Raw genomic sequence first — 26,415 nt, forward strand, 5'->3', positions numbered from 1 at the left:
ACATATCTATTCCTAAACCGTCACAGAATCTTTTTTAGCGTCTTTCTCTGTCTGGAAAGTTTCAAACCAGGCAATAAAGACTTGTCCCATGACAATAATCGTGGCGACCAAATTGAAGTAAATCAACAACGCCAACAATGATCCTAATGAACGATAGAAATCAACATTACGCATCGCAAATTGTGCATAGAGTCCGAATCCTGCATTTAGTAAACTCAAGCCTAATGCCGCGATACCTGAACCAAAAATCACTGACTTCCAGCGAATCTTTACGGCAGGTAAAGCATAGTTGAAAATCGTTAAAATAATCCAAACAAGTACCAGTGCATAAATCCATGTTTGTTGGGCAAATGTCTGAATCCATCCGTCAACATGAGGCAAGTTCTTCATAATTGCAGGGAACAAACTACTGAACAGACCAATAATTACGGCGGCCACAAGGAATCCCATAAACCATAAGAAACTCATGACACGTGTAATCAATCCATTTTCAGCTTGTTCACGCCCGTAAATGTCATTGAAGATTTTACGGAATGTTGAAAGAATTCCACTTGCTGTCCAAATCACCACAATAACTGAAAATGATAGAACACTCACACTTCCTTTTAAGACAGAATCAACGATAGGAATTAACACATCTCCGATTGTATCTGGTAGTTGTTGGCTGATAAAGGCATTCATTTCAGTAACATTGATCCCAACAAATCCTAAAATAACCCCAATACTCATGATTAATGGGACTAGTGACACAATTGTATAATATGCAACCGTGGGCGCAACCATCCCGACTTGGGCTCGGTCCACAAACGTTAAAAATTGCGGGAAGTGCGACCATGTTGCAAACTTTTCCCATTTGGCTTGAATGGGAGCCAACCATGCTTTTACTTTATCCATGGCTGGCCTGCTTATATGCTTGGACATAATTCCAATAGCTCACAACAGCGGATACAAGATCAAATCCCGGTAAGAAAATAATATAAACCGTAATTGATAGTGGGGTGCTTGGTCGTAATAAAATTAAAAACAACGCATCAACAATCAATGAGAACATTAATTGTCGTGGTGTGGCGTGAAAAATAGATTGTTTTAACGCTAACATCAGTACTCCTAATTATTGGTTTAATTCTTGCGCCAAGAAGTCAGCTTTCACCGCTGTCCATTCTGGCGTCATGTAATTGGCCGGTCCATGGACACCACCATCAATCAAATGATATGGTGTCTTATCTTCACCTAATACGGCACGAGCACTAGTCATCATATTAACCGTTTGGTGATATGGAACGACTGGATCAGCTGTTCCAGCAAAACCAAGAATCGCTGGCATCCCCGCTGCAAAATAAGTTGCTGGGTTATATGCTTCAACGAGTTCAGGGACATCCTTAGGTGCGCGTTCACCAAACAATTGTCCTTGGAATGAAATCGCTGTACCAGTTTCAGGGAACTTAGATGTAATGCCTTCTTCAGCAAATTGCTTCTCAAATTGGTCAAATTCATATGGACCATACAACGCAATGACAGCATCGACTTTTTCTGACTCTTCACGATAAGCCCCGAAAGTCTTATCCATCATTTCGTCAACATTAGCAGTCGCAGCAACCGTCACAGCCAGTTGCGCACCAGAAGATTCTCCAACAAGTGCAACACGTGACATGTCTAATTGATATTCAGCAGCATTTGCACGTAAGAAACGAATGGCTGCTTTAACTTCATGAATTTGTGTCGGATAAGGCGCTTGCCACAACATTGAATAGTTTGGGCTTACGACTGCGTATCCATGTTCACGAAGCAACTTCAATGACGCATCTAACTTCATTGAGCTCTTTTCCCCACGGTATAAACCACCACCATAGATATCAATAATGACCGGATATGGACCCTCACCAGTGTTAGGTAGATAAATATCCATCCCATGGCGCTCCCCATCCATATAAGGTACATCAAGCCACTTACGTGTAATTCCCTCTGTTTTTGCTGGAATATGCGTATATTTTAGGTCAATAAATCGTTCTGTCATATTCAAGTTCCCCCATCTACTTAATATAATTCTAGTGTAAAACATGCGCATTAAAATTACCATGTATAAAGCATTCACCGGCATCGTATATAAAAAGAACCTATTGGTAATTACCAATAGGTTCTTCATGATCTTTAATTACTTACTGGCATAACGACGGCTCAATAGGGCCATCACTACGAACCAGATAATCGCAAAGATTGTTGTAACTTGTGTTGCTGGTGTGAATAGTAATACCAAGAAGACCATTCCCATAAATCCTAGTGTTAGGTAATCAGAGAAAGGTGCCAATGGCATCAAGAACTTCTTTTCACCATTCTTAAAGTCATCTGTACGACGGTACTTTACGTGAGCGAATACCAATGTTGCGTAGATACCAATAAAGGCAGCTGATGCAACTGATGTAATCACTTCAAAGGCTTCTGAAGGGAACAAGAAGTTAATTACGGCAGCTAATCCAATCAACAATGTTGATGCAACTAGAGCGTTCATTGGCAAGGCACGCTTGTTCAAACGACCAAAGCGGCTCTTGCTTTCACCTTGACTAGTCAAAGCAAACAACATACGTCCTGTTGTAAAGATAGCACTGTTCAAAGCTGAAGCAGCAGCTGTCAAAACAACGAAGTTGATGATTCCAGCAGCGGCTGTGATTCCAATACCGGCAAAGACTTGCACGAATGGAGATTCGTTAGCGTTGTAGTTCATCCATGGTTGGATACTCATAATCGCAATCAATGATCCAATGTAGAAGATCAAGATACGAATAATAATTGAGTTAATCGCCTTTGGAATAACGTAGTCAGGGTCCTTTGATTCGGCAGCTGTCATTCCCACGAATTCAATTCCCAAGAAGGCAAAGAATACCATTTGGAAAGCTGACAAGATACCTGAACCGTTATTAGCGAAGAAGCCATGTGTCCATAGGTTAGATAGGCTTGTAACACCGGCTGATGTTTCAGCACGTGTTGCAATCATAATTGCCCCAGTTGCGATCATGGCCAAGATAGCCACAATCTTAATCATTGAGAACCAGAATTCCGTTTCTCCAAATGCGCCAACTGCAAAAATGTTAATTGAGAACAAGACCGCTAGGAAGACAATTGCCCAAATCCAACCTGGGATGTCTGGGAACCAATACTTCATGTAAGCACTAATCGCCGTTACTTCGGCCATCGCGATTGTGATCCAACCTAACCAGTAGGTCCAACCAATAACAAATCCTGTACGCTTTCCTAGGTACTTTTCGATAAAGGCCACAAAAGTAGGCTTATCTGGATCTGTTAGTAATAGTTCTCCTAATGCTCGCATCATCCAGAACATAAATAGTCCTGTAATGATGTAAACAAGCAAAATAGCTGGTCCGGCTGTACTAATTGAACGTCCAGCTCCTAAGAACAATCCTGTTCCGATTGTACCCCCAAGAGCGATCATCTCAACGTGACGTGCGCTTAGGCCTCGTTCCAACTTTGTTTCTTCACCATTCATTGTATGTAATACCTCTTTTTCAAAAATGTATTTAATCGTTTTAAATCAATTAAATTAAGCACATAGTAAACTCATTATATCTTAATTACCAAGTTCCTAACCTTTGAGATGTTAGAAAACTTAACAAAATAAAAGGAGATAACGCATGTCATCTCCTTGATATACCACTACTTTGTAATTGATTCTTCAGCCTTAGACTGACGGTCAACCTTCCACACTTCTGCGATGTAGACAACAATCGTACGTACGACTGCATACAAAGGTACTGCCAAAATCATTCCTGGAATCCCAGCAATGTTTCCAGCCGCCAACAAAATAACCAAAATAGTCAACGGGTGGATGCTTAGCGTTGATCCAATAATACGTGGGTACAAAATATTACTGTCAATTTGTTGCACAATCAAAACCACGATTGTAATTGAAACAGCTTCCATTGGACCTTGCATCAATCCGATAAACAAGGCCGGGATGTATCCGATATATGGTCCCACGTAAGGAATCATATTGGTAATTCCAGCAATTACACCCAACAATAGCGCGTAACGTTGTCCAATTACCATGTATCCAATGGTTGTAAATACTCCAACGAATAACATTTCTAATGCTTGCCCACTAATGTAGCGAGACAATGTCTTGTTCAGACGACCAAGTAATTCTGCCACATCTCCACTGAAACGCTTAGGCATAACACGTTGTGCAAACGGTACAAACTTCTTACCGTCAGCCAACATGTAAATGGTCATAACTGGGATTGTAATCGCCGCAATCGTCACAGACGTTACTGTCCCCAGCACACTACCGAAACCAGATGCGGTTCCCATCACAACTGTTTCACCGTACTTTTCGATTGTCTGTTGTAACTTAGACATATCAATTGCTTGAACGTAGTCACGGAACCAAGTTTCACGACTTAGGCTATCAAACCACATTTGTGTCTTATGCACATATTGCGGCACACTAGCTAGCAAACGAGAGACTTGTTCTGCCAACGTTGGAATAAATGACCCCACCGCGAAAACAATAATGCCTAAGAATAATAGCATCACGATTGTAATACTAATTCCACGTGGAACTTTGTACTTCCCTAGCGGAACCTTACAGATTAATTCCACAATTGGATTCATTAAGTAGTACAAAAATCCTGAAATAAGTAGTGGGACGAATACCCCACCAATAAATTGCCCCATTGGCGTTAAGATAAACCCTAATTGTGACAATACCCAAAATAGAGTCGCAATCGCTAAGATTTCTAATGTCCAATAAAAGGTCTTAGAATGTGTTACATTTTGCATTTTCAGTCCCCATATATTCTTTCATAACATTTGTCGTTAATTATAGCATGAAATTCGCTACTATTTCCTGCGTCCGAATATCCCCCTTCTCACAATCATAAAAAGGATCTTTCGTTGGTTACCAAACAAACTATATTAAAAGAGTGTCCGTTAAGAAATCTAACGGACACTCTTTTAATGAAAATTTTTAGTTATCCTGCCTATCTGTGGATAACTAACGAGTTTTCCACAGTAATCCACAGGATATACACACCTTTTCCACAGAGTTATCCACAAATGTGGATACTTTTAGATAAAGAGTGCCACTACCAAACTAAGTGCAACGGTTACTGAAATTAAGACCGCATTTTTAATTGCATTAATAAATGTGCGTGCCTTATGTGGATCTGCTTGGAAGGCCTTGGTGTTTTTGTAAACCAAAGGTACAGATACTAATCCTAATAATGCTGGCCATGGCAAGACGTCAAAGATAACTGCACTTACTAAAGCGACATACCCAACGACATAAATAATCCAAAATAAGCGTAATGCTTTTTCTTTTCCTAAATACCAAACTAACGTGTGACGTTCTTCCGCAACATCTTCGTCGTAATCACAAATATTATTAGCCAACATAATATTGGCAATGGCAAACCAACAAATAGCTGAGGCCAACGCCGCATTACCAACTACTGACCAATCCATCATTGGTGTCACATTAATATAGGTAGCCGCCAAGAAAATCAAGAATCCCATCGTTAATCCACTGGCTAATTCCCCAAATGGCGTACGCGATAGTGGTAATGGCGTACCTGCATACCAAAATGCCACAATGAAGCCAATCATTCCCATCCATAATAATGGTAGACCAACTTGAGATACCAACCACAATCCTGTAATACCAGCAAATCCAGTTAGTCCAAGTAGGATAATCATCCCAGTCTTCAAACTAATACCAGCACTTCCAACGATATTATTTTCACCATTTTTCCAATCGTCACTTACAGCATGACGGAAATCTTGCAAATTATTCCAAACATTAACAGCCATTTGTAATGCAAATGCGACCAATGCGAACAGAATTGCATACAAGGGATTAATCGTATGATACATTGTCGCAGTATATAAGTTCGCCAAAATCAAAGGCAATGCACTAGCGATCAATGATTGTACTTCTACAAATTTCAAAAAATCTTTTACAGTCATTATTTGTTCCTCCAACATATTTCGTTATTCAGTATACCTTCTTTATAGAAGAAAAAGGATACTATTGAATGTAATTACGTCAGATTATAAATGAAATCAATATCACAAGTAATTAAAAATAGCACCAGAAATTAAATTTCTAGTGCTATCACTTTATTTAGATTATTAATCTGGCGTGGCCAATTAGTCCTTTGGTGCTTCAGTTAAGTTCTTACCAAAATACTTTTCTGACAACTTTGCCATTTCGCCGCTTTCGCGAACGCTCTTTTCAGCCTTGTTAATTTCAGCTGCCAAAGCTTCGTTCTTCTTATTCAACATAGGAGCTGCTCCAGCAAGATCAACATCCTTTGTTTCAATAGCAACTAGCTTTGTGTCAGGGTGTGCCTTCTTGTAGACACTCCATGAATCATCTGAATTCACTGTGACGTCAGCTTTACCATTTTGAACCAATTCAAGTGATTCAGCGAATCCTGGTGAAGCAACAATTTCAGCTCCAGCCTTCAAAGCTGATTGTCCATAGTTAGAAGATGTTGTTTGCGCTGCCTTTTTCCCCTTAATATCAGAAAGTTGCTTGATGTTTGAACCATCTTGCACAATCAAAATAGCAGGTGAGTATAAGTAGTTATTGGCAAATAGGTAGTTCTTTTCACGTTCTGGCGTAACACCCATGTTGTTCATGATTACGTCATACTTGTTTGCATCCAAACCTGCGATTAGTGATTCAAACTTTGTTTCAACGAATTCTGTTTTCAATCCCATTTCCTTAGCAACTGCTTCTGCTAATTCAACTTCGAATCCAGTCAACTTTCCACTCTTATCTTTAAATGAGAATGGCGCGTATGTTCCTTCTAATCCAACTGTTAGTGTATCAGGCTTAGCTAGTTCCGCTTTAAATCCTGTTTCCTTAGGTGCCTTGTCCCCAGATGAGACTGCCCAAACACCTCCGGCAATAACAGCTCCAGCAATAACGATTCCGGTCACACCACGTACAATTTTATTCATTTGATTTCTCCTCGATTTTTAAGACTAATTTGACATTAATTGGCTCGCTAAAATTAGCAACAACATCCTGTTAAATTATTCTTCAAACATCGACGACTCTTATGATAAAACGTAACCATGGTAGTTACCACCTTTACTTAATTTTTTTGCTTGTTAAAAAACTTACAAAAAGTAATAACTTCAATATAGCATACAAAAAGAGCTAGGGAAACCTACTTTTTCAACTATTTTGTTCTTGATTTTATATCCTAACTTACTTATAATGAGTCCAACAAATCATTTCTAAATATACGAAACCAAGTGAGGAACCATCATGCGTCAATTAATGTCATCATTCATTATTTGTCCTAGCCTAGCGTAAGCATACGTTAGGTTATTTGATGATCCAATCATAATCTCGTATTCAAGCGCTAGCCGTCACATTAACCGACGCCTGGCGCTTTTTTATTTGCATTTCCCCACAGAAAGGATGTTCCATGTTTGATTTTATTGCAACCTACGCCCCTCAATTGATTGTGGCTGGTCTAAAGTACACGATTCCTCTAGCCTTAATTTCTTTTGTTTTCGCGTTAATTATTGCCTCTTTTGTGGGGATTTTCCGTTCTTACACACCAACATTAGTTGGTTGGCGTAAATTTGGTTGGACCGTCGTAGACTATCTATTACAGTTCTATGTTTGGATTTTCCGTTCAACGCCTATGTTGGTACAATTGTTTGTTGTTTTCTACGGATTACCTAAGTTGGGATTACCTTGGCTTCAACCATCACCTTGGGGATCTGCTATTGCAGTCTTCTCGTTAAACACCGGTGCTTATGCGAGTGAATCCTTGCGTGCCGCAATTGCATCTGTTCCCGATACACAACGTGAAGCTGCAGAAGCCCTTGGAATGACTGACCAACAAATTTTTGGTCGTATCATTTTGCCACAAGCGGCTCGTATCTCAATTCCTACCTTAGCAAACTCATTTATTTCACTTGTTAAAGACACATCATTGGCATCTGTTGTAACAATTGTGGAGATGTTCTACCTATCACAACAATTAGCAGCCGTAAACTTTGAACCACTACAAATGTACCTATTGGTAGCCGCTATTTACGCATTGTTCGTAACCATTCTATCTATTCCACAACGTTACCTACAACGTCGTGCTGACCGATTTGTGAAGGGAGCCAAATAATATGTTACAACTAGAAAATGTTAACAAGACGTATACGGAACACCAAGCATTAAAAGATATCAATGTATCATTTAATCCTGATGAGACGACTGTGATTGTTGGACCTTCTGGTTCTGGTAAGTCAACGCTATTACGTTCTCTAAACCTATTGGAACGTCCTGAAACTGGTCTATATACCATCGATGACAAAGTAATTGATTTTGATCAACCAATCGCGACTGATACTAAATTATGGGTGCGTCGCCAAACCGGTATGGTCTTTCAACAACCCCGTATGTTTGATCACCTAACAATTTTAGGTAATATGATTGAAGCACCTGTTCATGTCTTGAAAAAAGATAAAGCAGCTGCGGAAGCAGAAGCAATGAAGTTACTAGAACATGTTGGTTTAGCGGACACTGCAGATCGTTATCCTTACCAACTATCTGGTGGACAAACACAACGTATTGCCATTGCGCGTGCATTAGCGATGCAACCAAAATACCTCTTATTAGATGAACCTACTTCTGCACTGGATCCAGAAATGGAAGCACACATTTTACGTATTTTGAAGCAAATGGCTCAAGATAATCAATCAATGATTTTAGTAACACATAATATGAAGTTTGCTGAAATGGCCGCTGATCGTATTCTATTTCTAGAAGACGGTGCAATTACATTTGACGGCAAGCCTGAGGAATTCTTTAATCATCCTACAGAGCGTATTCAACGCTTCTTGAATGCCTTTGAAATTTAATGTTTCACGTGAAACAAAAAAGACCTGATAATTATCAGGTCTTTTTTTATATCTATATATGATTGTTGATGCTTCTAATGGCCAAACCAGATAGGGAGCATAGCTGCACTCATGCCAACACCATGGCGGACATTTTGGACTTGCTTGATACTTAATCTAATTTTAGAAATGAAGTCAGGTCCTTTGAATTGATTATCCCATTGATATTGCCCTAAGGCATAATTCAAGCGCGCTAACGCGCCTTGAATATTTTTGTCTTTTTCTGCATAAAATGTGATAAAAATCTGCGCCAGATTAGGGTACTGTTTCGTGTCTAATCCGAGGGCACTTTCTTGAATTAAAGTTAAAACGTCTTCTGTCTTCATATTCACACCTCACTTGCTAATCAATGTATTGGTTATTTTTCAATTCAGTCCACAACTTAGTTGCGCCATTTTTTCTCCAAATGTTCCCATACCTTTGTTGGCATTAATAAATTGATAACAAACAAAGACCATGCAATGATTTGTAAAATTAACACATCACGATAAACAAAAAACATTAGTAATAAGAACACCGTAGTGATTAGTTTAAATATTGAGTGAATTGTCATTTGTTTTCTCCTGTCAATTGGCTTCTATATATGTAAGTCACTTAACTTGCTCTGTCTTCTATAGATATGTTTATTATTTATCTTCTGGGGTATGGCATGTTTGATCCGCACCATCGTGTATGTGTTGTGTGTGTTCTAATGCTTCATTTACAATGTCCAAAATGTGTTTATCATTCAATGAATAACAAACAATCTTACCAATCTGACAAGTTGAAATTAGATGTCCTTTTCGTAATAGTGTTAATTGATGTGATACTGCAGACTGTTCTAATCCCAGTCTCTCAACAATTTCACCAACGTTCATTGTTTGTTGTTCCAACATGTAGATGATTTGTAGACGCATTGGATGGCTTAGCAATTTAAAAATATCACGAATGCCATTTACATCTGTGTCTGATAATTTATTTACAGGGCTTAGTTCTGTCATTGTTTCTCCCTCTTCATGTTAACTTATTTTTATATTCTAGCATATTTTGCAAAAAACAATTTTCAAATTGGGTTGAATTTCTCAACTCATATGATAAACTTATCATATGATAAAACTTTCATATAAGAGGAGGAGTTACATTATGAAGAATTTACGTTTAGATGCTGAAAATAAAAAACGCGCGTCTCTGTTAATTGCAGCGACAGTGCTAACAATCTTGGCAGTGATGATGCCGAAAAACGCACTAAGTATTGCCATTTTCTTAGTCGCCTATGTTTTTGCTGGAGGTGGAGTGGTTCTTAAAGCCGTTCGTAACATCTTGAAAGGTGACTTCTTTGATGAAAATACTTTGATGAGTATTGCCACAATTGGTGCCTTAATCTTAGGTGATTATCCTGAAGCAATCGCTGTTATGTTGTTCTTCTCTGTTGGGGAAATCATTGAAGATGCAGCTGTTGATCGTTCAAAGCGTTCAATCACAGAATTGCTTTCTGTAAAGCCTGAATACGCTAATCTACAAACAGAAAACGGATTTAAAGAAGTTGCACCTGAAACAATTAAAATTGGCGACATTATTCAAATCAAGCCTGGTGAAAAAGTACCGTTGGACGGAACAGTTATTGATGGTACATCAAACTTGAACACAGCTGCACTTACAGGTGAATCAATGCCACAAGCTGTTAAAGCAGGCGATGATGTCCTAAGTGGTTCTATCAATGACAATGGAACATTGTTGTTGGAAGTAACAAAGGTATACGCTGATTCAACTGTTGCTAAAATTATGGACTTGGTGGAAAATGCCAGTGAAAAGAAGACTGATACTGAAAAGTTCATCACAAAGTTCTCACGTATTTACACACCTGTAGTCGTTGTTGCGGCGCTTCTATTAGCAATCGTTCCCCCTATTTTCTTTGGTGGTGAATGGTCACTATGGACATCTCGTGCCTTAGTATTCTTGGTTATCTCATGTCCTTGTGCATTGGTACTTTCAGTGCCACTTGCCTTCTTCGCTGGTCTAGGAGCCACTTCTCAACACGGTGTCTTGATCAAGGGAAGTAACTATCTAGAAGCCCTAAACAATGTTGATACAGTTGTCTTTGATAAGACTGGAACTTTGACAGAAGGTCGCTTTACTGTTCGCGAAATTGTACCTGTTGATGGTGTCACAGAGGAAGATTTGCTTGGCTACACAGCTGCGGTGGAACAAGCATCAACGCACCCAATTGCACGCTCAATTGTAAAGAGCTTTACTAGGGACCTAGCCGCTTACCAAATTACTGAAACAGTCGAAACTGCTGGAAATGGAATTAGCGCCGTGGTTAACGACCGCCAAGTCGTTGTTGGAAACAACAAGGCATTGGCCGCAATTGGACTACCAGAACAAGAACTTGATTCAGCTGGTACCACAGTATTCGTCGCTGTTGATGGCGTTTACTGGGGACACATTGTTATCGCTGATCAACCAAAATCAGATGCTAAAGCTGCCATTAAGTCATTACACCAACAAGGTGTGACAAACACAGTTATGTTAACAGGTGACAACCAAGCGGTTGGAACGACCGTTGCAAAGCAACTTGGTTTGGATGACGTTAAAACAAATCTCCTACCTGCGGACAAGGTAACTGAAATTACAGCATTGCAAGCCAAAGAAGCAGAAAACAAAAAGGTTGCGTTCGTTGGTGACGGAATCAATGATACCCCTGTCTTGATGCAAGCCGATGTAGGAATTGCCATGGGTGGTTTGGGTTCTGATGCCGCCATTGAAGCTGCCGACCTAGTTATCATGGATGATAAGCCTTCACGCATTGCAACTGTTATGAAGATTGCTCGTAAGACACGTCAAATTGTTGTACAAAACATTGTATTTGCACTAGCTGTTAAGGGAATTTTCTTAGCCCTTGGAGCCTTTGGTGTTATCGGGATGTGGGAAGCCGTATTCGCTGATGTTGGAGTAACGGTATTAGCCGTACTAAACGCTATGCGTATCCTTCGCGCAAACTATGATGATTAAGCCTGAGCGTCTATCTCAGCCCACTAATCAGTAATTTAATGTTAGTATTCATGAAAAGATAAAAGCCCTGTAGCAACGCTACAGGGCTTTTATTATGCAATTAAATTTTAGGACGATCGACTGCTGCCTCAATGACACCATCTTGAATCAAGATAGGCTGAATCTCAATCCAGGTTGATTCAAACAATGTTTTAAACAAAGCATCTTCCCAACTGTGGGCAAAATACGGATGGAAGAACGGCAAAAACGTCTGCATGATTAACAAACCCCGTTGTTGTCGGAATGTATCCCATGCCATGATTCGTTCCACACTTTCAGCAAATGATTGCATGCGTTCATTCACCAAAACTTCTTGAGTAACTAATTTCGTTTCATACAATCTTGTCATGGCTGGTTTTTCAGCAAACGCGTGCACACGACGCTCAACTAATTGCCATAGCCAATCGTGTAACCTTGTTAGTCGTTCATCGGGTGCTGCACGTTGATTCATTTCGAAACCAGGTGCATCAATACGATCAATCCAATTTTGTAATGCTGCATCGTATAAGCCTTCCTTATTTGGAAAATGTTTATACAAAGCAGGCGCACTAATATTTAGACGTCGGGCAATTTCAGCCAATCGGGCATGGTCATACCCTTTTTCAGCTAACACCACTTGCGCGACACGAAAAATTTGTTCATTACTCACTTTAGTCATCAGGCGAACTCCTTTGTCTTATTGACGAAGTGTAAACTTAACGATTCCTTCCCAACGGGCTGTTTGTGGGAACATATCGATTGATTGAATGTAATCAACATCATAAATCATGCTCAATTCAACTAAGTCACGTGCCAATGTAGATGCGTTACATGAAACATAGACAAACTTCTCTGGCTTTGTTTGCATGATCGTCTTACGCAATGGTGATCCCAAACCTGTACGAGGCGGGTCCACTACCATAGCATCCGCAATCCAATCTTCTTGTTGCCATTCTGGAATCAAGTATTCTGCTTCACCAACTTCATACTTAACATTTTCTAGTCCGTTGTCCGCTGCGTTTTCGTTCGCGTCTTCAACGGCTTCGTAGATTGTATCCATTCCACGAACTTCACCAGCCTTGTCTGCCAATGTAATTCCAATAGTTCCGACCCCTGAGTACGCGTCAATCAACTTATCGGCATGCTTCAAATCCAAGGCGTCAATCACTTCCTTGTACAAACGTTCAGTTTGCACAGGGTTCATTTGCAAGAAGGCACGAGGTGACAACTTGAAAGTCTTACCGTTAATTGTTTCAGTGATGTAATCCTTACCCCAAACCCAATCAGTTTCATCACCCCAAACAAGTGATGTCTTACCTGGGTTTACGTTTTGGTGCACAGAAACAACTTCTGGCAATTCTGCCTCAACAGCGTCCAAGAATGCATCTTGCTTCGGGAATTCATGACCATTAGTCACGATGGTTACTTGTACTTCACCTGTTGATTGAGAAATACGTGCAACCAAAGTTTTGATGCTTCCTGTATTTTTCTTTTCATTATAAACAGACATATCCAACTTTTCGATAATGTCACGCAATGTGCGGACAACCTTCAAAGTGATTGGATTTTGTGTTGAAATTTCCGGTAAATCAACCAACTCATGTGAGTTAGGACGGTACATCCCAACGGCCAACTTCCCCTTAACTTCACGAATTGGGAATTGTGCTTTGTTTCGGTAACCAACTGGGTTATCCATCCCAATAGTAGGCAAGATCTTGTAGCGTGTGTAGTTACGTGGTTGGTACTTTTCCAACGCTTGACGAATCACATCTTCTTTAAATTCAAGTTGCTTGTCATACGCTAAGTGCGCCAATTCCACTCCACCAATAGATTGATCATCCATCGGCTCTACACGGTCTTCAGACTTTTGCTTAAACTTACGAATTTCTGCTTGAATGTACTTTGGCGTTACTTCTGTAACACGTACATCAACAACTTCCCCAGGCAAGGCACCAGGAATAAACGTAATCTTACGCTTGTAGTATCCAATTCCTTCTCCATTAATACCCAAACGCTTAATCGTAATTAATAGCTTGTCACCCACTTCAACTTTTACATCGTTAGGGTTTGGCTTTCCTTGTGGGCGCTTTCCACGGAAGTTATTTGTTTTGTTGTTTGCACTGTTCTTTGCACGGTAATTTGTTTTCTTATATTGTTCTGCCATTTCGTTCTACAAAAGCCTTTCTTTGACTGATATTTCAATATCGGTTGTTGGGTTCATTCTACCATGCCCACCGTTAAAAATGTTTGCATTTTCTGTAAAAGTCACTGAGCTTATTGCAATTAAAAGTAACCTGCCTTACATTAGGGACATACTCACCTATAAGAGGATAAACATATGACTAAAAAACAAACAAAAAAGCGTTCAAAGCGCATCTTTAAAAGACTATTCCAACTTTTCATTATTATCTTGATTGCCGTAACTGGATTCGTCGGTTACACCGTCAGTCAAGCACCAACCATTACCGAAAATCAATTGCGTGCCTTACCAAATGAGACAGGCAAGCAAGATTACATTAAAGTAGATAAAATTCCAAAAACATATCAACAAGCCGTTATGGCCACAGAAGACGCGACCTTCCCGACAAATAATGGGCTTAATCGAAGTGGTATTAAAGCATTAATCATCTCTAATATCGCTGCGTTATTTGGTCAGGGAACGCCCCGTGGTGGATCTTCTATTACACAACAATTAGTCAAGCTGACTGTTTTTTCAACGGACGCGTCAGATCAAACCATCACACGAAAGATTCAAGAGATTTACTTAGCACTTAAAATCACACGTGAGTACAGTAAGCCCCAGTTATTTGAATACTATGTGAACAAACTTTACGAAGGGCACAATTCATACGGTGCTCAAACCATAGCTAATCTATACTATGATAAGCCACTTTCTGAACTTACATTAGCACAACAAGCAACCATTGCTGGAATAGGACAAAGCCCAGCAAACTTTGATTTATACACTAATCCAGACTTGGTAAAAGAACGCCGAGATATTGTTTTACTATCTATGCTTAACAATGGAAACATATCTAAAAGTATGTATAATGATAGTAAGGCGTCATCTATCACAGATGGGCTCATTAATCGTTAACAATCACCCTATACCACTTACACCCAATTATGGGAAGTTTCTAATCGTTTAACGGTTGATTATTGTTAGTTCTCACGTATAATGTTAAACAATATTTAAAAAGGAGATCACTATGGCGAACGCACAACAACATGATAGTATTTTGGTTTTGGACTTCGGTTCACAATACAACCAATTAATTTCACGTCGTGTCCGTGAATTGGGAGTTTACTCAGAACTTCGTTCACACAAGTTAACGGCTGCAGAAATTAAAGAAATCAACCCAAAGGGAATTATCTTCTCCGGTGGGCCAAACTCTGTATATGAAGAGGGTGCTTTCACCATTGATCCTGAAATTTTTGAACTAGGACTTCCAATCCTAGGTGTTTGTTATGGTATGCAATTGATGGCACACATGTTGCCTGGTGGAGAAGTTGTTCCTGCCGATAGTTCATCAGAATACGGTGAAACTGAAGTAGACATCATCGACCCAGAAACATTGTTGTTTGCTGGTACACCTGAACGTCAAACTGTTTTGATGTCACACGGTGACGTTATCAAGAGCATTCCAGAAGGATTTAAGGCTGTTGCAACATCAGAAAACACACCATTTGCCGCAATGGAAAACCGCGAACGCAACCTTTACGGAGTTCAATTCCACCCTGAAACTGAAGCCAGTGTCTTCGGTATGCAATTGTTGGAAAACTTCGTAGAAAAGGCCGTTAAGGCAAACCGTAACTGGTCTATGGAAGACTTCATCAACGAACAAATCGAAGATATTCGTGCAACTGTTGGTGACAAGAAGGTTCTTCTTGGTCTTTCTGGTGGTGTTGATTCATCTGTTGTTGGGGTTCTTTTGCAACGTGCAATTGGAGACCAACTAACTTGTATCTTCGTAGATCACGGTCTATTGCGTAAGAACGAAGCTGCAGAAGTTATGGAACTTCTTGGTGGTAAGTTCGGTTTGAACATCGTCAAGGTTGATGCTCAAGAACGTTTCCTAAACATGCTTGCTGGTGTTTCTGATCCTGAAAAGAAGCGTAAGTTGATTGGTAATGAATTTATCGCTGTCTTCGATGAAGAAGCAACTAAGCTTGATGGAATCGACTTCTTGGCTCAAGGAACGTTGTACACTGACGTTATTGAATCTGGAACTGAAACTGCACAAACAATCAAGTCACACCACAATGTTGGTGGATTGCCTGATGACATGCAATTCAAGTTGATCGAACCTTTGAACACTTTGTTCAAGGACGAAGTTCGTAACTTGGGTGAAAAGATGGGTATGCCTCACGATGTTGTTTGGCGTCAACCATTCCCAGGTCCTGGACTTGGAATTCGTGTTCTTGGTGACATTACAGAAGATAAGCTAGAAATCGTCCGTGAATCAGATGCAATCTTGCGTGAAGAAATCGCCAAGAATGGTCTTGATGGTGATGTATGGCAATACTTCACAGTTCTAACTGGCGTTCGTTCAGTTGGGGTTATGGGAGATATCCGTACTTACGATTACACAATCGCTGTTCGTGCCATCACATCTGTTGATGGAATGACTGCTGATTTCGCGAAGTTGCCATGGGATATTCTTGAAGAAATCTCACGTCGTATCGTTAACGAAGTTGCTAACATCAACCGTGTAGTCTACGATATTACAGCTAAGCCACCTGCAACTGTTGAATGGGAATAAAAAACTCCCACAATCGTTGATTTAAAAGGCTTTTATTAAGATTAATTAGGCACAATACGAGATTAATTTACTTGAATTGTCTCCAAAACTGTCTCCAAAAACGGTGCATTAACTAATTAGTTAATGCACCGTTTTTGTTTTCATCTACGCTTATCTGATTTTATTAGTTTTTATATCCCACTATCAACTAATATGTTTCACGTGAAACAAAAAGAGCCGACATTAATGTCGGCTCTTTTTTATCATTTCAATACTTAGATGATTAATATATTAACCTTCCGAAGATAGATTACCTTGCGGAACTTCTGGACTAGATTCTTCACCACCGGTATGTTGATCACCCGATTCACCAGCACCCTCTGGGCTTGCCCCTTCTGGTTCAACACCAGGATTTGGTTGGGTTCCTTCATTAGATCCACCCCCCTGAGGGGCTGTAGGTGTCCACACAGGCGTTTGACCTTGATTACGTGTCTCAGGTACCACAACATGACTAGCAGGCTCTTGTGGCTCGTCAATCACGTTTTCTGCAGCCTCTGAGGACTCCTCTTCTATATTCTCTTCTTCAAGAATCGGTTCCTCTACAACATCTGGCAAAACATCAAGATTAGACGTCTCTTTCTTTACCTTCTTCTTTTTGTTCTTAATTGCCTTTGACTTAATTTCATTCAGTTCAGTCTTTAGTGTTTCTTTTTGCTTCTTTGACAATGACTTTAAGTTCGCAACTGTCTTGTGTAATTCTTTAAATTTTAGCTCAATTTGCTTTTTATTTTTAGCATCTTTAGCTGTGTTATTTGCGTTCTTTTTAATACGTAGGATCAATTTATCCTGCATATCCTTCACAATTTTACTTTTTTCTTGTTCTTCGTTTTTAGATACACTGATACCCTTTATTTTAACAATTTCCTGATCCATTTTTTTAATATCTGAATCATTCGCTTGCTTACTCAAGCGCTCAATATCCTTGAGTGCAGTCGATTTCATTGTTTGTTCAGCATGACCTTCTTGTTGTTTTAACACAACCCCCGTAACCACACCTGTTCCCACAATCGCAAAAACCCCCGCGATATACATCAATTTCTTTGTCATCATAGTCCATACTCCCTTATCTGTCATATTCAATACTAAACAAAACAGCGGATATACACAATACTAGATGTGAACATTTAAATGAAGTTAAAACTATTTGAGACATAGGCACAAAAAAAGACTCCTACATTTGAAATAAATTCAAACTAGGAGTCTTTTTTAGTCAGTAGATTAATTTTCAGAAGTTATCCAATGGATGTCCCGTAAATCTTTCGTCCTGTCTATTTAAAATTAGAAGCTAAACTTGTTTCCGTTGTCTTCCTTGATGTACTTTGAAGTTAGACCTTCAGCTTCAAGGAATTCGCGGAATGGTACAAGTTCTTCAGCTTCGTACTTAGCCTTGTAGTCAGCAACAACTTCTTCACCGTACAAGTTTGTATCTAGCTTCAAAGTTTCAACTGGGATTGGACGATCCTTAGTGATCTTAGCATCGATAACAACAACGCGACCTTGGTTGTAGTAATCAACAGCTTCCTTCATTACACGATCGATATCTTCGATACGGCTAACAGTCAAACCAACAGCACCTTGTGCTTCACCAATCTTAGCGTAGTCGACATCAGTAAAGTCAACACCGAAGTTGAATGTGTTTGTGTCTTCGTACTTGTTCTTGATGAATCCGTATTCAGTGTTTGTGAATACAACGTTAATAACTGGCATGTCGTAACGGACAGTAGTAACAACGTCTTGGAATACCATTGAGAAGGCTCCGTCACCAGCCAAGTTCCATACTTGACGGTCTGGGTAAGCGTTCTTAGCGGCAATTGCACCTGGCAATCCAATTCCCATTGTGGCAAACAATGGTGATGTACGCCACATGTTCTTTGGTGTCATGTGCAAGTGACGGATTGACATTTGTGTAACGTTACCAACGTCAGTTGAGTAAATAGCATCTTCTGCTGCGTACTTGTTGATGGCGTTGTAGACTTGGTAAGCTTGTAGGTCACCTTCAGTCTTTTGTTCCAACTTGTTCATGTAATCGCGCCAGTTTTGAACGTTCTTGATGTTAGCATTCCACCATGCTGATTCAGCAACTGGTGAAACCTTTGCAAGAATAGCGTTGATAGCTTCACCAGCGTCACCAAGAATGGCAACATCTGTTTGGTGACGCTTACCTAGCATTGCTGGGTTGTTGTCGATTTGGATGAACTTGTCAACGTTACGGAAAGTTCCTTCAACTTCTGAGAATGGGAAGTTAGTTCCAACGAACAATACTGTATCTGATTCCAAAACAGTTTCGTTAGCAGGCTTCCAACCAACACGGAATGTTGATCCTGTGAAGGCTTCGAAATCCCATTCGAAAGTTTCGAAGTTCTTACCAGTAGTGATAATAGGTGCCTTGATCTTACGTGCCAATTCTTGCAACGCAGTTCCGTTACCCATTGTTCCCATACCAGCGTAGATTACTGGACGCTTAGCAGCGTTCAACAATTCAACTGCTTCGTCAATTTCTGCTTCTTCAACAGGAGCTGACTTGTAGTTCTTGAACTTTTCACCTGATGAGTACAATGGTGTTGAGTACAATGATTCAACATCAAGTTCAGCAAACCCGAAGTCTGCTGGCACTTCAAGAACGGCAACTCCGCGCTTAGCAATAGCTGTACGGATAGCGTCGTCTACCAAGTGTGGCAATTGTTCTGGAGTTGCAACACGACGGTTGTAAACCGCAATGTTTTCGTACATTGGGTTTTGGTTCAATTCTTGGAATGAGTCCATGTTCAATTCGCGAACTGGCTTTGATCCCAAGATTGCCAATACTGGAATGTTATCCATAGCAGCATCGTACAATCCGTTGATCAAGTGAGTTGCACCAGGTCCACCAGAACCAACAGTAACACCCAACTTACCACCGAACTTGTATTGCATAACCGCAGCCATTGCACCAACTTCTTCGTGCTTAACTTGCAAGAACTTGATGTTGTTTTCAGGGTTACCCATTGCGTTCATCAAACCACTAAGTGTTCCAGAAGGAATACCGTACATGGTGTCAACGCCCCAACCTTCCATTACCTTAAGCGCAGCTAATCCTGCTGACATCTTCTTATCTGACATATTCACAAAGCCTCCATAATATGTGTGTAAACGTTTACTAATTACTACTGTATTTTACTTAATTTTATGGGATAATGTCAAGCCATTAACCATACGAAACACACTAAAAACCGCGATATAATCGGCATTTATGCTTGTGTTTACATTCACATTCAATAAACACAAAAACAACCTTTTAGACGTGTCTAAAAACATGTTCGTTTGTGAAATTAAATATTCGTCTACATACTAACCATATCTGTAAAATATATTTTCTATTATTTTGCAATCATCACATTGATTCATCGCGATGTTTTATCGTGATTATATTCACTTACATTCAGTATGGAAGATTTGTCTTTCTGCAAATTCCCTATAAGCTATTTTTTAATTATGTTAAATATTGACTGTCAAAAAACCTTAAAATCGGTATCTATCTTTTAAAAATTTATTTTAAAAATCATACGATTTTATCAACAAAACAAAAAAGAGAGATGTTCCACGTGGAACGTCTCTCTTTTTATTATCTATTTTTGGATTCTAAAATATCAATGAAGTATATTATCTTATTTATATATTTCCACATATATATCGAGAATGTTCCACATGAAACATTTTAGCTTAATCCATCATACGACTAGTTTTTTTCAGATAATCTAAATACAATCCAGTAAAGCGGTTATCATGTTTTTTATCCCATGGTTTAGGCTTTCCACAGAAATGGAGTACTACGGTATTCTCCATAACCCAATGAATATCACGTTCCCCTAAACTGGCCGTAAGATATCTTGTATACATGCGTGCGTCATAATTCCATTTTTCATCAGGTATCTCAATCGCGTATTTTCCATACAAGTAATTTAAAATATCTTGATCTGGTAGTAAGAGCATGTTGCCATGTTCTTGGATCACATCACTTATATCAGCCCAGCGTACAATTTCGCGAGCTTTTTCAAGATTAATCACCATAATTCCTGAATTGTAATACCCATGTTTTATATCTAAGCGAACTTTATTTATTGGCGTTGTGACATCGATTACTCCTGTATGTGTCGCAGCAGCCAGCATATATTCTCCCATATCCAAATCCCAAAGTTCACGGATAGAGTTAATGACGAGGATATCCGGGTCCATATAGATAACTTTTGTGATTTCTTTTGGTAAAATCTCACCTGCTAACAAACGAAAATACATTTCTTTTGGATATCGATCTTCAATTGGCGCATCTGACCAATTACTGCCATCAACTTGGACGACATTTAAATCATACCCTAGCTTATTTGTTAGAGTTCTCAAGCTCTCTATCTTGACCTCAGATACGCTTTCGTAAACAATCCAAACTCGCATATCTTGATTAGGATTATTTTCTTTGATTGAAACTAACGCTACTTGTAAGGGCGCCATATATCGCTCATCAATTGTAAACAATAAATCAATTGGATTACTCATCACGGACACCTTCTCTTATTTGTTTTTTGTTATGCATATTATTATCTAACATTGATTGCATGACCTTCTTATAGACATTCGGCATTGTTCGACTGGCCCATACAATCATTTTATCCGACGTTGAATTTAAATATCGACGTTTAGCTTTTGCATCAGTAGCAGCTTTATAAAATACTTTCGCTAAATCAGCGCTAGTTGTTTTGCCTTCATTGTTTACTAAGATAGTTGAAACACTGTCTATTAGTTTTTGGTAGGGTGAATCTTCAGGTAAATCTTTTCGCGCATTTTCCATCGCAATTTTTGACCATTCTGATTGAGTGCCACCTGGTTGCACAACAACAGATCGTATACCAAATTGACTAACTTCTAGATCCAATGAATCTGAAAATTGTTGCAACGCTGCCTTTGTGGCGTGATAAAAAGCACCTAATGGCATATACACGTCCCCACCAATTGACGAAATATTAATGATGCGCCCAAATCCTTGTTCTCGCATTGCTGGCAAAACAAGTTTTGATAGTTCAATTGCCCCAAAGACATTAACTTCAAATTGTTGGCGCACTTGTTTCATATCTGTATATTCCACTGCGCCATATTGTCCATATCCAGCATTATTAATCAATATATCGATACGTCCTTGTTCTTGTAAAACGGTCTCAATAAATTTTTGGTTACTTTCTGTTTTTGACACGTCCAAAGGTAACACTCTAACTCCCATGTACCCTAATTCTTTCATCTTATCGGTACGACGTGCCCCTGCATAAACTTGCCATCCTTTTTTTACAAATAATTCAGCACTGGCTTTTCCCATACCAGATGATGCACCTGTAATAACAATAACTTTTTTCTTCCCCATATCCCTCTCCTTAACTGGTTATCAAAGATAACCATCGATTGTTTTTCACTTACACTGATGACCATACCATCATGGACTTTGTTAAATCTTAATGCAACTTTTTTCTTCCTAATGTTTCACATGAAACATTTTCCCAAATAAAAAGCCTACTCATATTAATGAGTAGACTTTTTCATTTAACTATCCACGTGTGAAAGGTCCCTTAGGTTCGATCAATTCCAAGTTAGTTCCATCAGGATCCTTGAAATAAACAACTCCAGTACCAAATCCTGACTTCAACCCATCTTCTTCATCGAAGTAGATAGGTTCTCCTTCAGGTTCAATTCCTAATTCCTTCAAGCGTCCCATTGCAGCTTCTAGGTCTTCGACTTCAAAACACATGTGCATAGCACTAATTTGTTCATTAGAATAGTTTGCCTTTGAGGCTGTTGGTTCAACGTATTGTAAAATATCCATGTTGATATTTCCTAAGCGCAAGTTAGCATACTTAATATCAACTTCCTTAAGTCCTTGAACTTGTGCCATACGCTTTCCACCAATTGAATCACGGTTAGAAACTTTGTTCCCTGACAAAGCTTCATAAAATTCAACTGACTTATCCAAATCACTTACCGTGATTCCGATGTGGTTTACCATAGAAAATCCCATGTTACTCATATTACTGTCCTCCCGATTGTGACTGTTACATATTTAAATTAGACATTAAATACATCTGGGTGAGGTCCAACACGTAGATCCTCATTCAAATTATACAACATTTCCATATCATCTGCAGACAATTCAAAGTCAAATACATCAGCATTACTCAACAAACGTGATGTCTTAACAGACTTAACAACCAACATTACATCACGTTGAATATCCCAACGTAATACAATTTGAGCTGGTGTCTTGTTATACTTTGCTGCAAGTTCACCAATAACTTCATTATCTAGAATTTGCCCTTGCATCAAAGGTGACCATGCTTGGGTCTTAATACCATGTTCAGCACCAAATGCTTGTAGATCACGTTGTGACAACTTAGGGTGCAATTCAACTTGGTTAAGTACTGGCACAACCTTAGCATATGACAATAGGTCTTCTAGGTGATGTGGTTGGAAGTTACTTACACCAATTGCCTTGATCTTTCCGGCAGCGTATAGTTCTTCCAAGCCCAACCATGCATCCTTGTATTGCTTGTCTCCAGGCCAGTGAATCAAGAACAAGTCAACGTAATCCAGTTGTAGCTTTTCCAAACTTGCTTCAACTGATGCAATCGCATCTTCCTTGCTCATACCAAAGTTCCAAACCTTAGATGTAATAAACAAATCTTCTCGGTTCAAACCTGTCTTAGCTAAACCAAGCTTAATTCCTTCACCAACACCAGCTTCGTTACCATAAATTTGAGCTGTATCAATTAGACGGTAACCATTTTCAATACTTGAAGCCACAACTTCTGCTGTATCTTCGTCTGGAATTTGGAAAACACCCAATCCCAAACCTGGCATTTCAACATCATTATTTAGTGTAATTGTATCTTGTAAAGAGTTAATCATTTTTTTATTCTCCTGTTCTTCCTTAACTGTTGATTATAGGATATACTTATAAAAACAAAGTAGCAAGTACATACTTTAAAGTGCCATAGGTACTTTTTAGTACCTATGCATGAAAGGACAAATATTATGTCTGATGAAAAAATTTATCAAATTGGTGTTGAAGCCACTATGGAAGCCATTGGTGGAAAGTGGAAGCCTATTATCTTATGCAATCTGCGTCATGGAGAACTCCGTACCAGTGAACTAAAACGTCAAATCCCCGGTATTAGTCAAAAAATGTTGACCCAACAACTACGTGAACTTGAAGCTGCAGATATTGTCGATCGTCATGTATACAATCAAGTACCGCCTAAAGTTGAATATTCACTAAGTGACTATGGTATGACATTAAGCGCTGTACTAGACAATCTATGTACATGGGGAGAACAACACATCAAAACAATGAAGTCCCAAGGACATGCCGTCGCACTTAAAACAAAATAAGTCATTTAAACTTCACGTTCAAATTGAACGTGAAGTTTTTTATTTCTCTATATATAAATGTAGAAACAAAAAGATTCTTTTATCTATATCTGCACGCCCTCTAATTGAAGTAACCTCTTTTTACGCTCTAATCCGCCAGCATAGCCAGTTAATGACCCATCACTTCCCACAACACGATGACACGGAATGATAATAGAAATTGGGTTATGTCCTACCGCTCCACCCACTGCTCTTGCGGACCCAATCTTTTTATTTGATTCCACATTAATTCCTTCATATAAGGATTGATATGTTCTAATCGTTCCATATGGCGTATTACTCAATTCCCCCAGAACAATTTTTCTAAAGTTAGTTACCTGTGGATCAACTGGAATTATGCGGGGGTCTGGTTTATTTCCAGCGAAATACAAATCTAACCATTGTACGACGCGTTCATTAATATCTGAGAGCTGTACTTTGATGCTATCTAACGTTAAACTACCACCCACATATTTTTGATCACTAAACCATAGTCCTACTAAATGTGTATCATTACTGACCATAATTAAATCTCCCATAGGAGAGTGGTATATCCACTTATTCATATCTGTGTACCTCACATGCGTTTTCAATACATTATTTAATATACATCGTACACCTTAAATTTAATCCAATTCTGAGTATGCACCCGACACGTATAAATATACATACGAACAATATTTTGGCTCATTCCTTTTACTCAGTATGTTTCACGTGAAACATACTAAAAAACGCTCCACACAAATTTACTTGTGTAGAGCGTTCCTAATTTATTTAATTTAACCCAACAATTTTGTCAACCATTCCATTCCGTACATCATCCCGAAACTATAAGCCGCAACTGTTGCAGGCTTACATAGCACGATGATCCAGAAGAATTCACGCCAAGTCATACGTGTCAAACTTGTTAGCAATACTAAAGCATCATCAGGTGCGACTGGTAACAAAATCATCACAGCAAATGTTGTTCGCCATCCTTTTGTATCCAACTTAGTCATGTACTTATCCATGACTTTTTGACTGACAAAAGCTTCAACTAACTTCATTCCATACTTACGTCCCAACCAGAACAAGATAAATGAACCAACAACAATTCCAACGTAGTTATAAACGAATCCCCACCAAGGGCCAAAAATCATAACCCCAGCAGCTAACGTTACCCCTCCAGGAATAATCGGAATAACAACTTGAATAATTTGAATAAAGACAAAAATGATCGGTGCCCAAATACCGTATCCCTTAACCAAGTTAATCATAACTTCAGAATCAGTAAATGCGCCCATCTTATACAATTGCCAACAAGCCCAAATTGTAAAGATGATTCCTGCGTATGAAACTCCTTGGATAAACCATTGGAAATACTTATTACGCTCTGTTTTTTCCAAAGCCTCCGCTAAATTTTGTGGTGTTTCTTCGTTCGTTAATTCTTTATCTGTCATATCACTGCCTCCAATTTCCTATATGTATAACTACTCAATTGTTTAACCCACCTCATGCCCTTTGTTACTTTCTGTTAAAATAGCATTAACAAAACAAATTACATAACAAGGAAAGGTGTCCTCATGATTAACGATGTAAATGGTCCACGTTCTCTCACCCCATATGAGATTGCTATCTTCTTTTTCGCCGGACTCTTATTGAACGGCTTTGGTAACGGACTCACTGTTGCAACCAACATGGGATCTGCACCTTGGACTGCCGCAGCAGCAAATTTAGCTAACGTATCACACGTAAACATTACAATATTCCTTGGGTTATTCGGCATCATTGCCGCGTTTATCGTCACCTTAGTATCCAAACATTTCGATGCTCGGCGTTTCTTCGGTAACCTAACTTTCGTTGCCCTATTCAGCATGACACTCGGATATACAAACCAATTTTTCCTTAACCTTGGTGTTGGTCAACTCCCCGGAATCCTACGATTTTTAATCGATATCCTTGGTATCATCTGCATTGGTGCCGGTGTTTCTATCACACAACGTTTACAATTCGTCCTACATCCTTTAGATGACATGACAAATGTAATGCGTTTTACCTATTTTAAAGGTAATGTTGTCATAGCACAAACATTAAATTTTGCGATTCCAATCTCAATCTGCTTACTCGTTTGGTTAACAACCGGAAAGCTCGTTGCTGTCAACATCGGAACTATCTTAGCCTTTATTGGCATGGGATTTGTCATTAACATGGCCGATAGAACTGTTTTTTCACGTTTAATGCATCGGACAACGTCACAATTATAATTAACAAGACT

26 protein-coding genes are annotated in these 26,415 nt (G+C 39.2%); 7 read left to right on the top strand and 19 right to left on the bottom strand.

The features are described from left to right. Nucleotides 1–12 precede the first annotated feature (12 nt). From WS08_RS06560 to WS08_RS06590, 7 genes are all read right to left on the bottom strand, one after another. Nucleotides 13–894 carry a YihY/virulence factor BrkB family protein gene (locus tag WS08_RS06560; protein ID WP_009765179.1) on the bottom strand — a complete coding sequence of 294 codons (882 nt, stop codon included), beginning with the start codon at nucleotides 892–894 and terminating at the stop codon, nucleotides 13–15. Next, nucleotides 887–1,099 (bottom strand): hypothetical protein, encoded by a 213-nt coding sequence (locus tag WS08_RS06565; protein ID WP_009765180.1) that lies wholly within the window; start codon nucleotides 1,097–1,099, stop codon nucleotides 887–889. Before WS08_RS06565 ends, WS08_RS06560 begins: the two co-directional genes overlap by 8 nt. Nucleotides 1,100–1,111: 12 nt before the next feature. Continuing rightward, the gene (locus WS08_RS06570; RefSeq protein WP_009765181.1) at nucleotides 1,112–2,014 is read right to left on the bottom strand and encodes an alpha/beta hydrolase; all 903 of its coding nucleotides are present in this window, start codon (nucleotides 2,012–2,014) and stop codon (nucleotides 1,112–1,114) included. 138 nt (nucleotides 2,015–2,152) lie between these two features. Beyond that, nucleotides 2,153–3,499, bottom strand: coding sequence for an amino acid permease (locus WS08_RS06575; RefSeq protein WP_009765182.1), 1,347 nt, complete (start codon nucleotides 3,497–3,499; stop codon nucleotides 2,153–2,155). A gap of 167 nt (nucleotides 3,500–3,666) precedes the next feature. Continuing rightward, complete coding sequence (locus tag WS08_RS06580) at nucleotides 3,667–4,791, bottom strand: AI-2E family transporter (RefSeq protein ID WP_009765183.1); 1,125 nt, start codon at nucleotides 4,789–4,791, stop codon at nucleotides 3,667–3,669. Nucleotides 4,792–5,079: 288 nt separating this feature from the next. Further along, nucleotides 5,080–5,976 (bottom strand): UbiA family prenyltransferase, encoded by an 897-nt coding sequence (locus WS08_RS06585; protein WP_009765184.1) that lies wholly within the window; start codon nucleotides 5,974–5,976, stop codon nucleotides 5,080–5,082. 183 nt (nucleotides 5,977–6,159) lie between these two features. Then, entirely contained in the window at nucleotides 6,160–6,978 is an 819-nt protein-coding gene (locus WS08_RS06590) for a transporter substrate-binding domain-containing protein (RefSeq protein WP_009765185.1), read from the bottom strand. Nucleotides 6,979–7,454: 476 nt separating this feature from the next. On the opposite strand from WS08_RS06590, the gene WS08_RS06595 reads away from it, so the two are divergent. Both WS08_RS06595 and WS08_RS06600 read left to right on the top strand, forming a co-directional pair. Continuing rightward, nucleotides 7,455–8,156: an amino acid ABC transporter permease gene (locus tag WS08_RS06595; RefSeq protein ID WP_009765186.1), complete on the top strand. Its 702-nt coding sequence runs from the start codon at nucleotides 7,455–7,457 to the stop codon at nucleotides 8,154–8,156. Nucleotide 8,157: 1 nt separating this feature from the next. After that, entirely contained in the window at nucleotides 8,158–8,892 is a 735-nt protein-coding gene (locus WS08_RS06600; protein WP_009765187.1) for an amino acid ABC transporter ATP-binding protein, read from the top strand. A 74-nt stretch (nucleotides 8,893–8,966) separates the two neighbouring features. Here WS08_RS06600 and WS08_RS06605 read toward each other — a convergent pair whose 3' ends face one another. Further along, the gene (locus tag WS08_RS06605) at nucleotides 8,967–9,257 is read right to left on the bottom strand and encodes a hypothetical protein (RefSeq protein ID WP_009765188.1); all 291 of its coding nucleotides are present in this window, start codon (nucleotides 9,255–9,257) and stop codon (nucleotides 8,967–8,969) included. A gap of 300 nt (nucleotides 9,258–9,557) precedes the next feature. Further along, a complete protein-coding gene (locus WS08_RS06610; protein ID WP_009765189.1) occupies nucleotides 9,558–9,911 on the bottom strand; it encodes an ArsR/SmtB family transcription factor in 354 nt (117 codons plus the stop codon). 142 nt (nucleotides 9,912–10,053) lie between these two features. On the opposite strand from WS08_RS06610, the gene WS08_RS06615 reads away from it, so the two are divergent. Next, nucleotides 10,054–11,922, top strand: coding sequence for a heavy metal translocating P-type ATPase (locus tag WS08_RS06615; protein WP_009765190.1), 1,869 nt, complete (start codon nucleotides 10,054–10,056; stop codon nucleotides 11,920–11,922). 100 nt (nucleotides 11,923–12,022) lie between these two features. Here WS08_RS06615 and WS08_RS06620 read toward each other — a convergent pair whose 3' ends face one another. Together WS08_RS06620 and rlmD are read right to left on the bottom strand one after the other, a co-directional pair. Continuing rightward, the gene (locus WS08_RS06620) at nucleotides 12,023–12,619 is read right to left on the bottom strand and encodes a TetR/AcrR family transcriptional regulator (protein ID WP_009765191.1); all 597 of its coding nucleotides are present in this window, start codon (nucleotides 12,617–12,619) and stop codon (nucleotides 12,023–12,025) included. An 18-nt stretch (nucleotides 12,620–12,637) separates the two neighbouring features. Further along, nucleotides 12,638–14,104 carry a 23S rRNA (uracil(1939)-C(5))-methyltransferase RlmD gene (gene rlmD, locus WS08_RS06625; RefSeq protein ID WP_009765192.1) on the bottom strand — a complete coding sequence of 489 codons (1,467 nt, stop codon included), beginning with the start codon at nucleotides 14,102–14,104 and terminating at the stop codon, nucleotides 12,638–12,640. Between the two features lie 174 nt (nucleotides 14,105–14,278). Here rlmD and WS08_RS06630 point away from each other — a divergent pair, with 174 nt between their 5' ends. Both WS08_RS06630 and guaA read left to right on the top strand, forming a co-directional pair. Next, complete coding sequence (locus tag WS08_RS06630; RefSeq protein ID WP_009765193.1) at nucleotides 14,279–15,037, top strand: biosynthetic peptidoglycan transglycosylase; 759 nt, start codon at nucleotides 14,279–14,281, stop codon at nucleotides 15,035–15,037. A gap of 112 nt (nucleotides 15,038–15,149) precedes the next feature. Further along, complete coding sequence (gene guaA / locus WS08_RS06635) at nucleotides 15,150–16,703, top strand: glutamine-hydrolyzing GMP synthase (RefSeq protein ID WP_009765194.1); 1,554 nt, start codon at nucleotides 15,150–15,152, stop codon at nucleotides 16,701–16,703. A 270-nt stretch (nucleotides 16,704–16,973) separates the two neighbouring features. Here the strand turns inward: guaA and WS08_RS06640 are convergent, their stop codons facing one another. The 6 genes from WS08_RS06640 to WS08_RS06665 form a co-directional block, all read right to left on the bottom strand. Further along, nucleotides 16,974–17,792, bottom strand: coding sequence for a hypothetical protein (locus WS08_RS06640; protein ID WP_009765195.1), 819 nt, complete (start codon nucleotides 17,790–17,792; stop codon nucleotides 16,974–16,976). A 228-nt stretch (nucleotides 17,793–18,020) separates the two neighbouring features. After that, entirely contained in the window at nucleotides 18,021–19,841 is a 1,821-nt protein-coding gene (gene spxB, locus WS08_RS06645) for a pyruvate oxidase (RefSeq protein WP_009765196.1), read from the bottom strand. A gap of 600 nt (nucleotides 19,842–20,441) precedes the next feature. Continuing rightward, nucleotides 20,442–21,269, bottom strand: a complete 828-nt coding sequence (locus WS08_RS06650) for a glycosyltransferase family 8 protein (protein ID WP_009765197.1) — start codon at nucleotides 21,267–21,269, stop codon at nucleotides 20,442–20,444. Next, nucleotides 21,262–22,125 carry an SDR family NAD(P)-dependent oxidoreductase gene (locus tag WS08_RS06655; RefSeq protein ID WP_038528667.1) on the bottom strand — a complete coding sequence of 288 codons (864 nt, stop codon included), beginning with the start codon at nucleotides 22,123–22,125 and terminating at the stop codon, nucleotides 21,262–21,264. Before WS08_RS06655 ends, WS08_RS06650 begins: the two co-directional genes overlap by 8 nt. Before the next feature lie 180 nt (nucleotides 22,126–22,305). Next, a complete protein-coding gene (locus tag WS08_RS06660; RefSeq protein ID WP_009765199.1) occupies nucleotides 22,306–22,782 on the bottom strand; it encodes a VOC family protein in 477 nt (158 codons plus the stop codon). Between the two features lie 38 nt (nucleotides 22,783–22,820). Beyond that, a complete protein-coding gene (locus WS08_RS06665) occupies nucleotides 22,821–23,660 on the bottom strand; it encodes an aldo/keto reductase (protein ID WP_009765200.1) in 840 nt (279 codons plus the stop codon). A 126-nt stretch (nucleotides 23,661–23,786) separates the two neighbouring features. Between WS08_RS06665 and WS08_RS06670 the strand changes: the two genes are divergently transcribed. Next, entirely contained in the window at nucleotides 23,787–24,143 is a 357-nt protein-coding gene (locus tag WS08_RS06670; protein WP_009765201.1) for a winged helix-turn-helix transcriptional regulator, read from the top strand. Between the two features lie 83 nt (nucleotides 24,144–24,226). On the opposite strand, the gene WS08_RS06675 is transcribed toward WS08_RS06670, so the two are convergent. Together WS08_RS06675 and WS08_RS06680 are read right to left on the bottom strand one after the other, a co-directional pair. Further along, nucleotides 24,227–24,727, bottom strand: a complete 501-nt coding sequence (locus WS08_RS06675; protein ID WP_038528675.1) for a methylated-DNA--[protein]-cysteine S-methyltransferase — start codon at nucleotides 24,725–24,727, stop codon at nucleotides 24,227–24,229. A gap of 213 nt (nucleotides 24,728–24,940) precedes the next feature. Further along, nucleotides 24,941–25,600 carry a TVP38/TMEM64 family protein gene (locus WS08_RS06680; RefSeq protein ID WP_009765203.1) on the bottom strand — a complete coding sequence of 220 codons (660 nt, stop codon included), beginning with the start codon at nucleotides 25,598–25,600 and terminating at the stop codon, nucleotides 24,941–24,943. A gap of 123 nt (nucleotides 25,601–25,723) precedes the next feature. Between WS08_RS06680 and WS08_RS06685 the strand changes: the two genes are divergently transcribed. Then, nucleotides 25,724–26,404, top strand: coding sequence for a DUF6198 family protein (locus tag WS08_RS06685; RefSeq protein WP_009765204.1), 681 nt, complete (start codon nucleotides 25,724–25,726; stop codon nucleotides 26,402–26,404). The last annotated feature ends 11 nt before the right edge of the window (nucleotides 26,405–26,415 follow it).

This window comes from Weissella tructae (assembly GCF_000732905.1).
Lineage (GTDB): Bacteria > Bacillota > Bacilli > Lactobacillales > Lactobacillaceae > Weissella > Weissella tructae.

Bases quoted from the DNA above. Each gene is read 5' to 3' on its own strand.
- WS08_RS06570 (WP_009765181.1), bottom strand. From the start codon at position 2,014: ATGACAGAACGATTTATTGACCTAAAATATACGCATATTCCAGCAAAA.
- WS08_RS06590 (WP_009765185.1), bottom strand. From the start codon at position 6,978: ATGAATAAAATTGTACGTGGTGTGACCGGAATCGTTATTGCTGGAGCT.
- WS08_RS06630 (WP_009765193.1), top strand. From the start codon at position 14,279: ATGACTAAAAAACAAACAAAAAAGCGTTCAAAGCGCATCTTTAAAAGA.
- WS08_RS06660 (WP_009765199.1), bottom strand. From the start codon at position 22,782: ATGAGTAACATGGGATTTTCTATGGTAAACCACATCGGAATCACGGTA.
- WS08_RS06670 (WP_009765201.1), top strand. From the start codon at position 23,787: ATGTCTGATGAAAAAATTTATCAAATTGGTGTTGAAGCCACTATGGAA.
- spxB (WP_009765196.1), bottom strand. From the start codon at position 19,841: ATGTCAGATAAGAAGATGTCAGCAGGATTAGCTGCGCTTAAGGTAATG.
- WS08_RS06605 (WP_009765188.1), bottom strand. From the start codon at position 9,257: ATGAAGACAGAAGACGTTTTAACTTTAATTCAAGAAAGTGCCCTCGGA.
- WS08_RS06650 (WP_009765197.1), bottom strand. From the start codon at position 21,269: ATGAGTAATCCAATTGATTTATTGTTTACAATTGATGAGCGATATATG.
- WS08_RS06640 (WP_009765195.1), bottom strand. From the start codon at position 17,792: ATGATGACAAAGAAATTGATGTATATCGCGGGGGTTTTTGCGATTGTG.
- WS08_RS06685 (WP_009765204.1), top strand. From the start codon at position 25,724: ATGATTAACGATGTAAATGGTCCACGTTCTCTCACCCCATATGAGATT.
- WS08_RS06610 (WP_009765189.1), bottom strand. From the start codon at position 9,911: ATGACAGAACTAAGCCCTGTAAATAAATTATCAGACACAGATGTAAAT.
- WS08_RS06665 (WP_009765200.1), bottom strand. From the start codon at position 23,660: ATGATTAACTCTTTACAAGATACAATTACACTAAATAATGATGTTGAA.
- WS08_RS06560 (WP_009765179.1), bottom strand. From the start codon at position 894: ATGGATAAAGTAAAAGCATGGTTGGCTCCCATTCAAGCCAAATGGGAA.
- WS08_RS06595 (WP_009765186.1), top strand. From the start codon at position 7,455: ATGTTTGATTTTATTGCAACCTACGCCCCTCAATTGATTGTGGCTGGT.
- WS08_RS06620 (WP_009765191.1), bottom strand. From the start codon at position 12,619: ATGACTAAAGTGAGTAATGAACAAATTTTTCGTGTCGCGCAAGTGGTG.
- WS08_RS06565 (WP_009765180.1), bottom strand. From the start codon at position 1,099: ATGTTAGCGTTAAAACAATCTATTTTTCACGCCACACCACGACAATTA.
- WS08_RS06575 (WP_009765182.1), bottom strand. From the start codon at position 3,499: ATGAATGGTGAAGAAACAAAGTTGGAACGAGGCCTAAGCGCACGTCAC.
- WS08_RS06680 (WP_009765203.1), bottom strand. From the start codon at position 25,600: ATGACAGATAAAGAATTAACGAACGAAGAAACACCACAAAATTTAGCG.
- WS08_RS06585 (WP_009765184.1), bottom strand. From the start codon at position 5,976: ATGACTGTAAAAGATTTTTTGAAATTTGTAGAAGTACAATCATTGATC.
- WS08_RS06655 (WP_038528667.1), bottom strand. From the start codon at position 22,125: ATGGGGAAGAAAAAAGTTATTGTTATTACAGGTGCATCATCTGGTATG.
- WS08_RS06615 (WP_009765190.1), top strand. From the start codon at position 10,054: ATGAAGAATTTACGTTTAGATGCTGAAAATAAAAAACGCGCGTCTCTG.
- WS08_RS06600 (WP_009765187.1), top strand. From the start codon at position 8,158: ATGTTACAACTAGAAAATGTTAACAAGACGTATACGGAACACCAAGCA.
- WS08_RS06675 (WP_038528675.1), bottom strand. From the start codon at position 24,727: ATGAATAAGTGGATATACCACTCTCCTATGGGAGATTTAATTATGGTC.
- guaA (WP_009765194.1), top strand. From the start codon at position 15,150: ATGGCGAACGCACAACAACATGATAGTATTTTGGTTTTGGACTTCGGT.
- WS08_RS06580 (WP_009765183.1), bottom strand. From the start codon at position 4,791: ATGCAAAATGTAACACATTCTAAGACCTTTTATTGGACATTAGAAATC.
- rlmD (WP_009765192.1), bottom strand. From the start codon at position 14,104: ATGGCAGAACAATATAAGAAAACAAATTACCGTGCAAAGAACAGTGCA.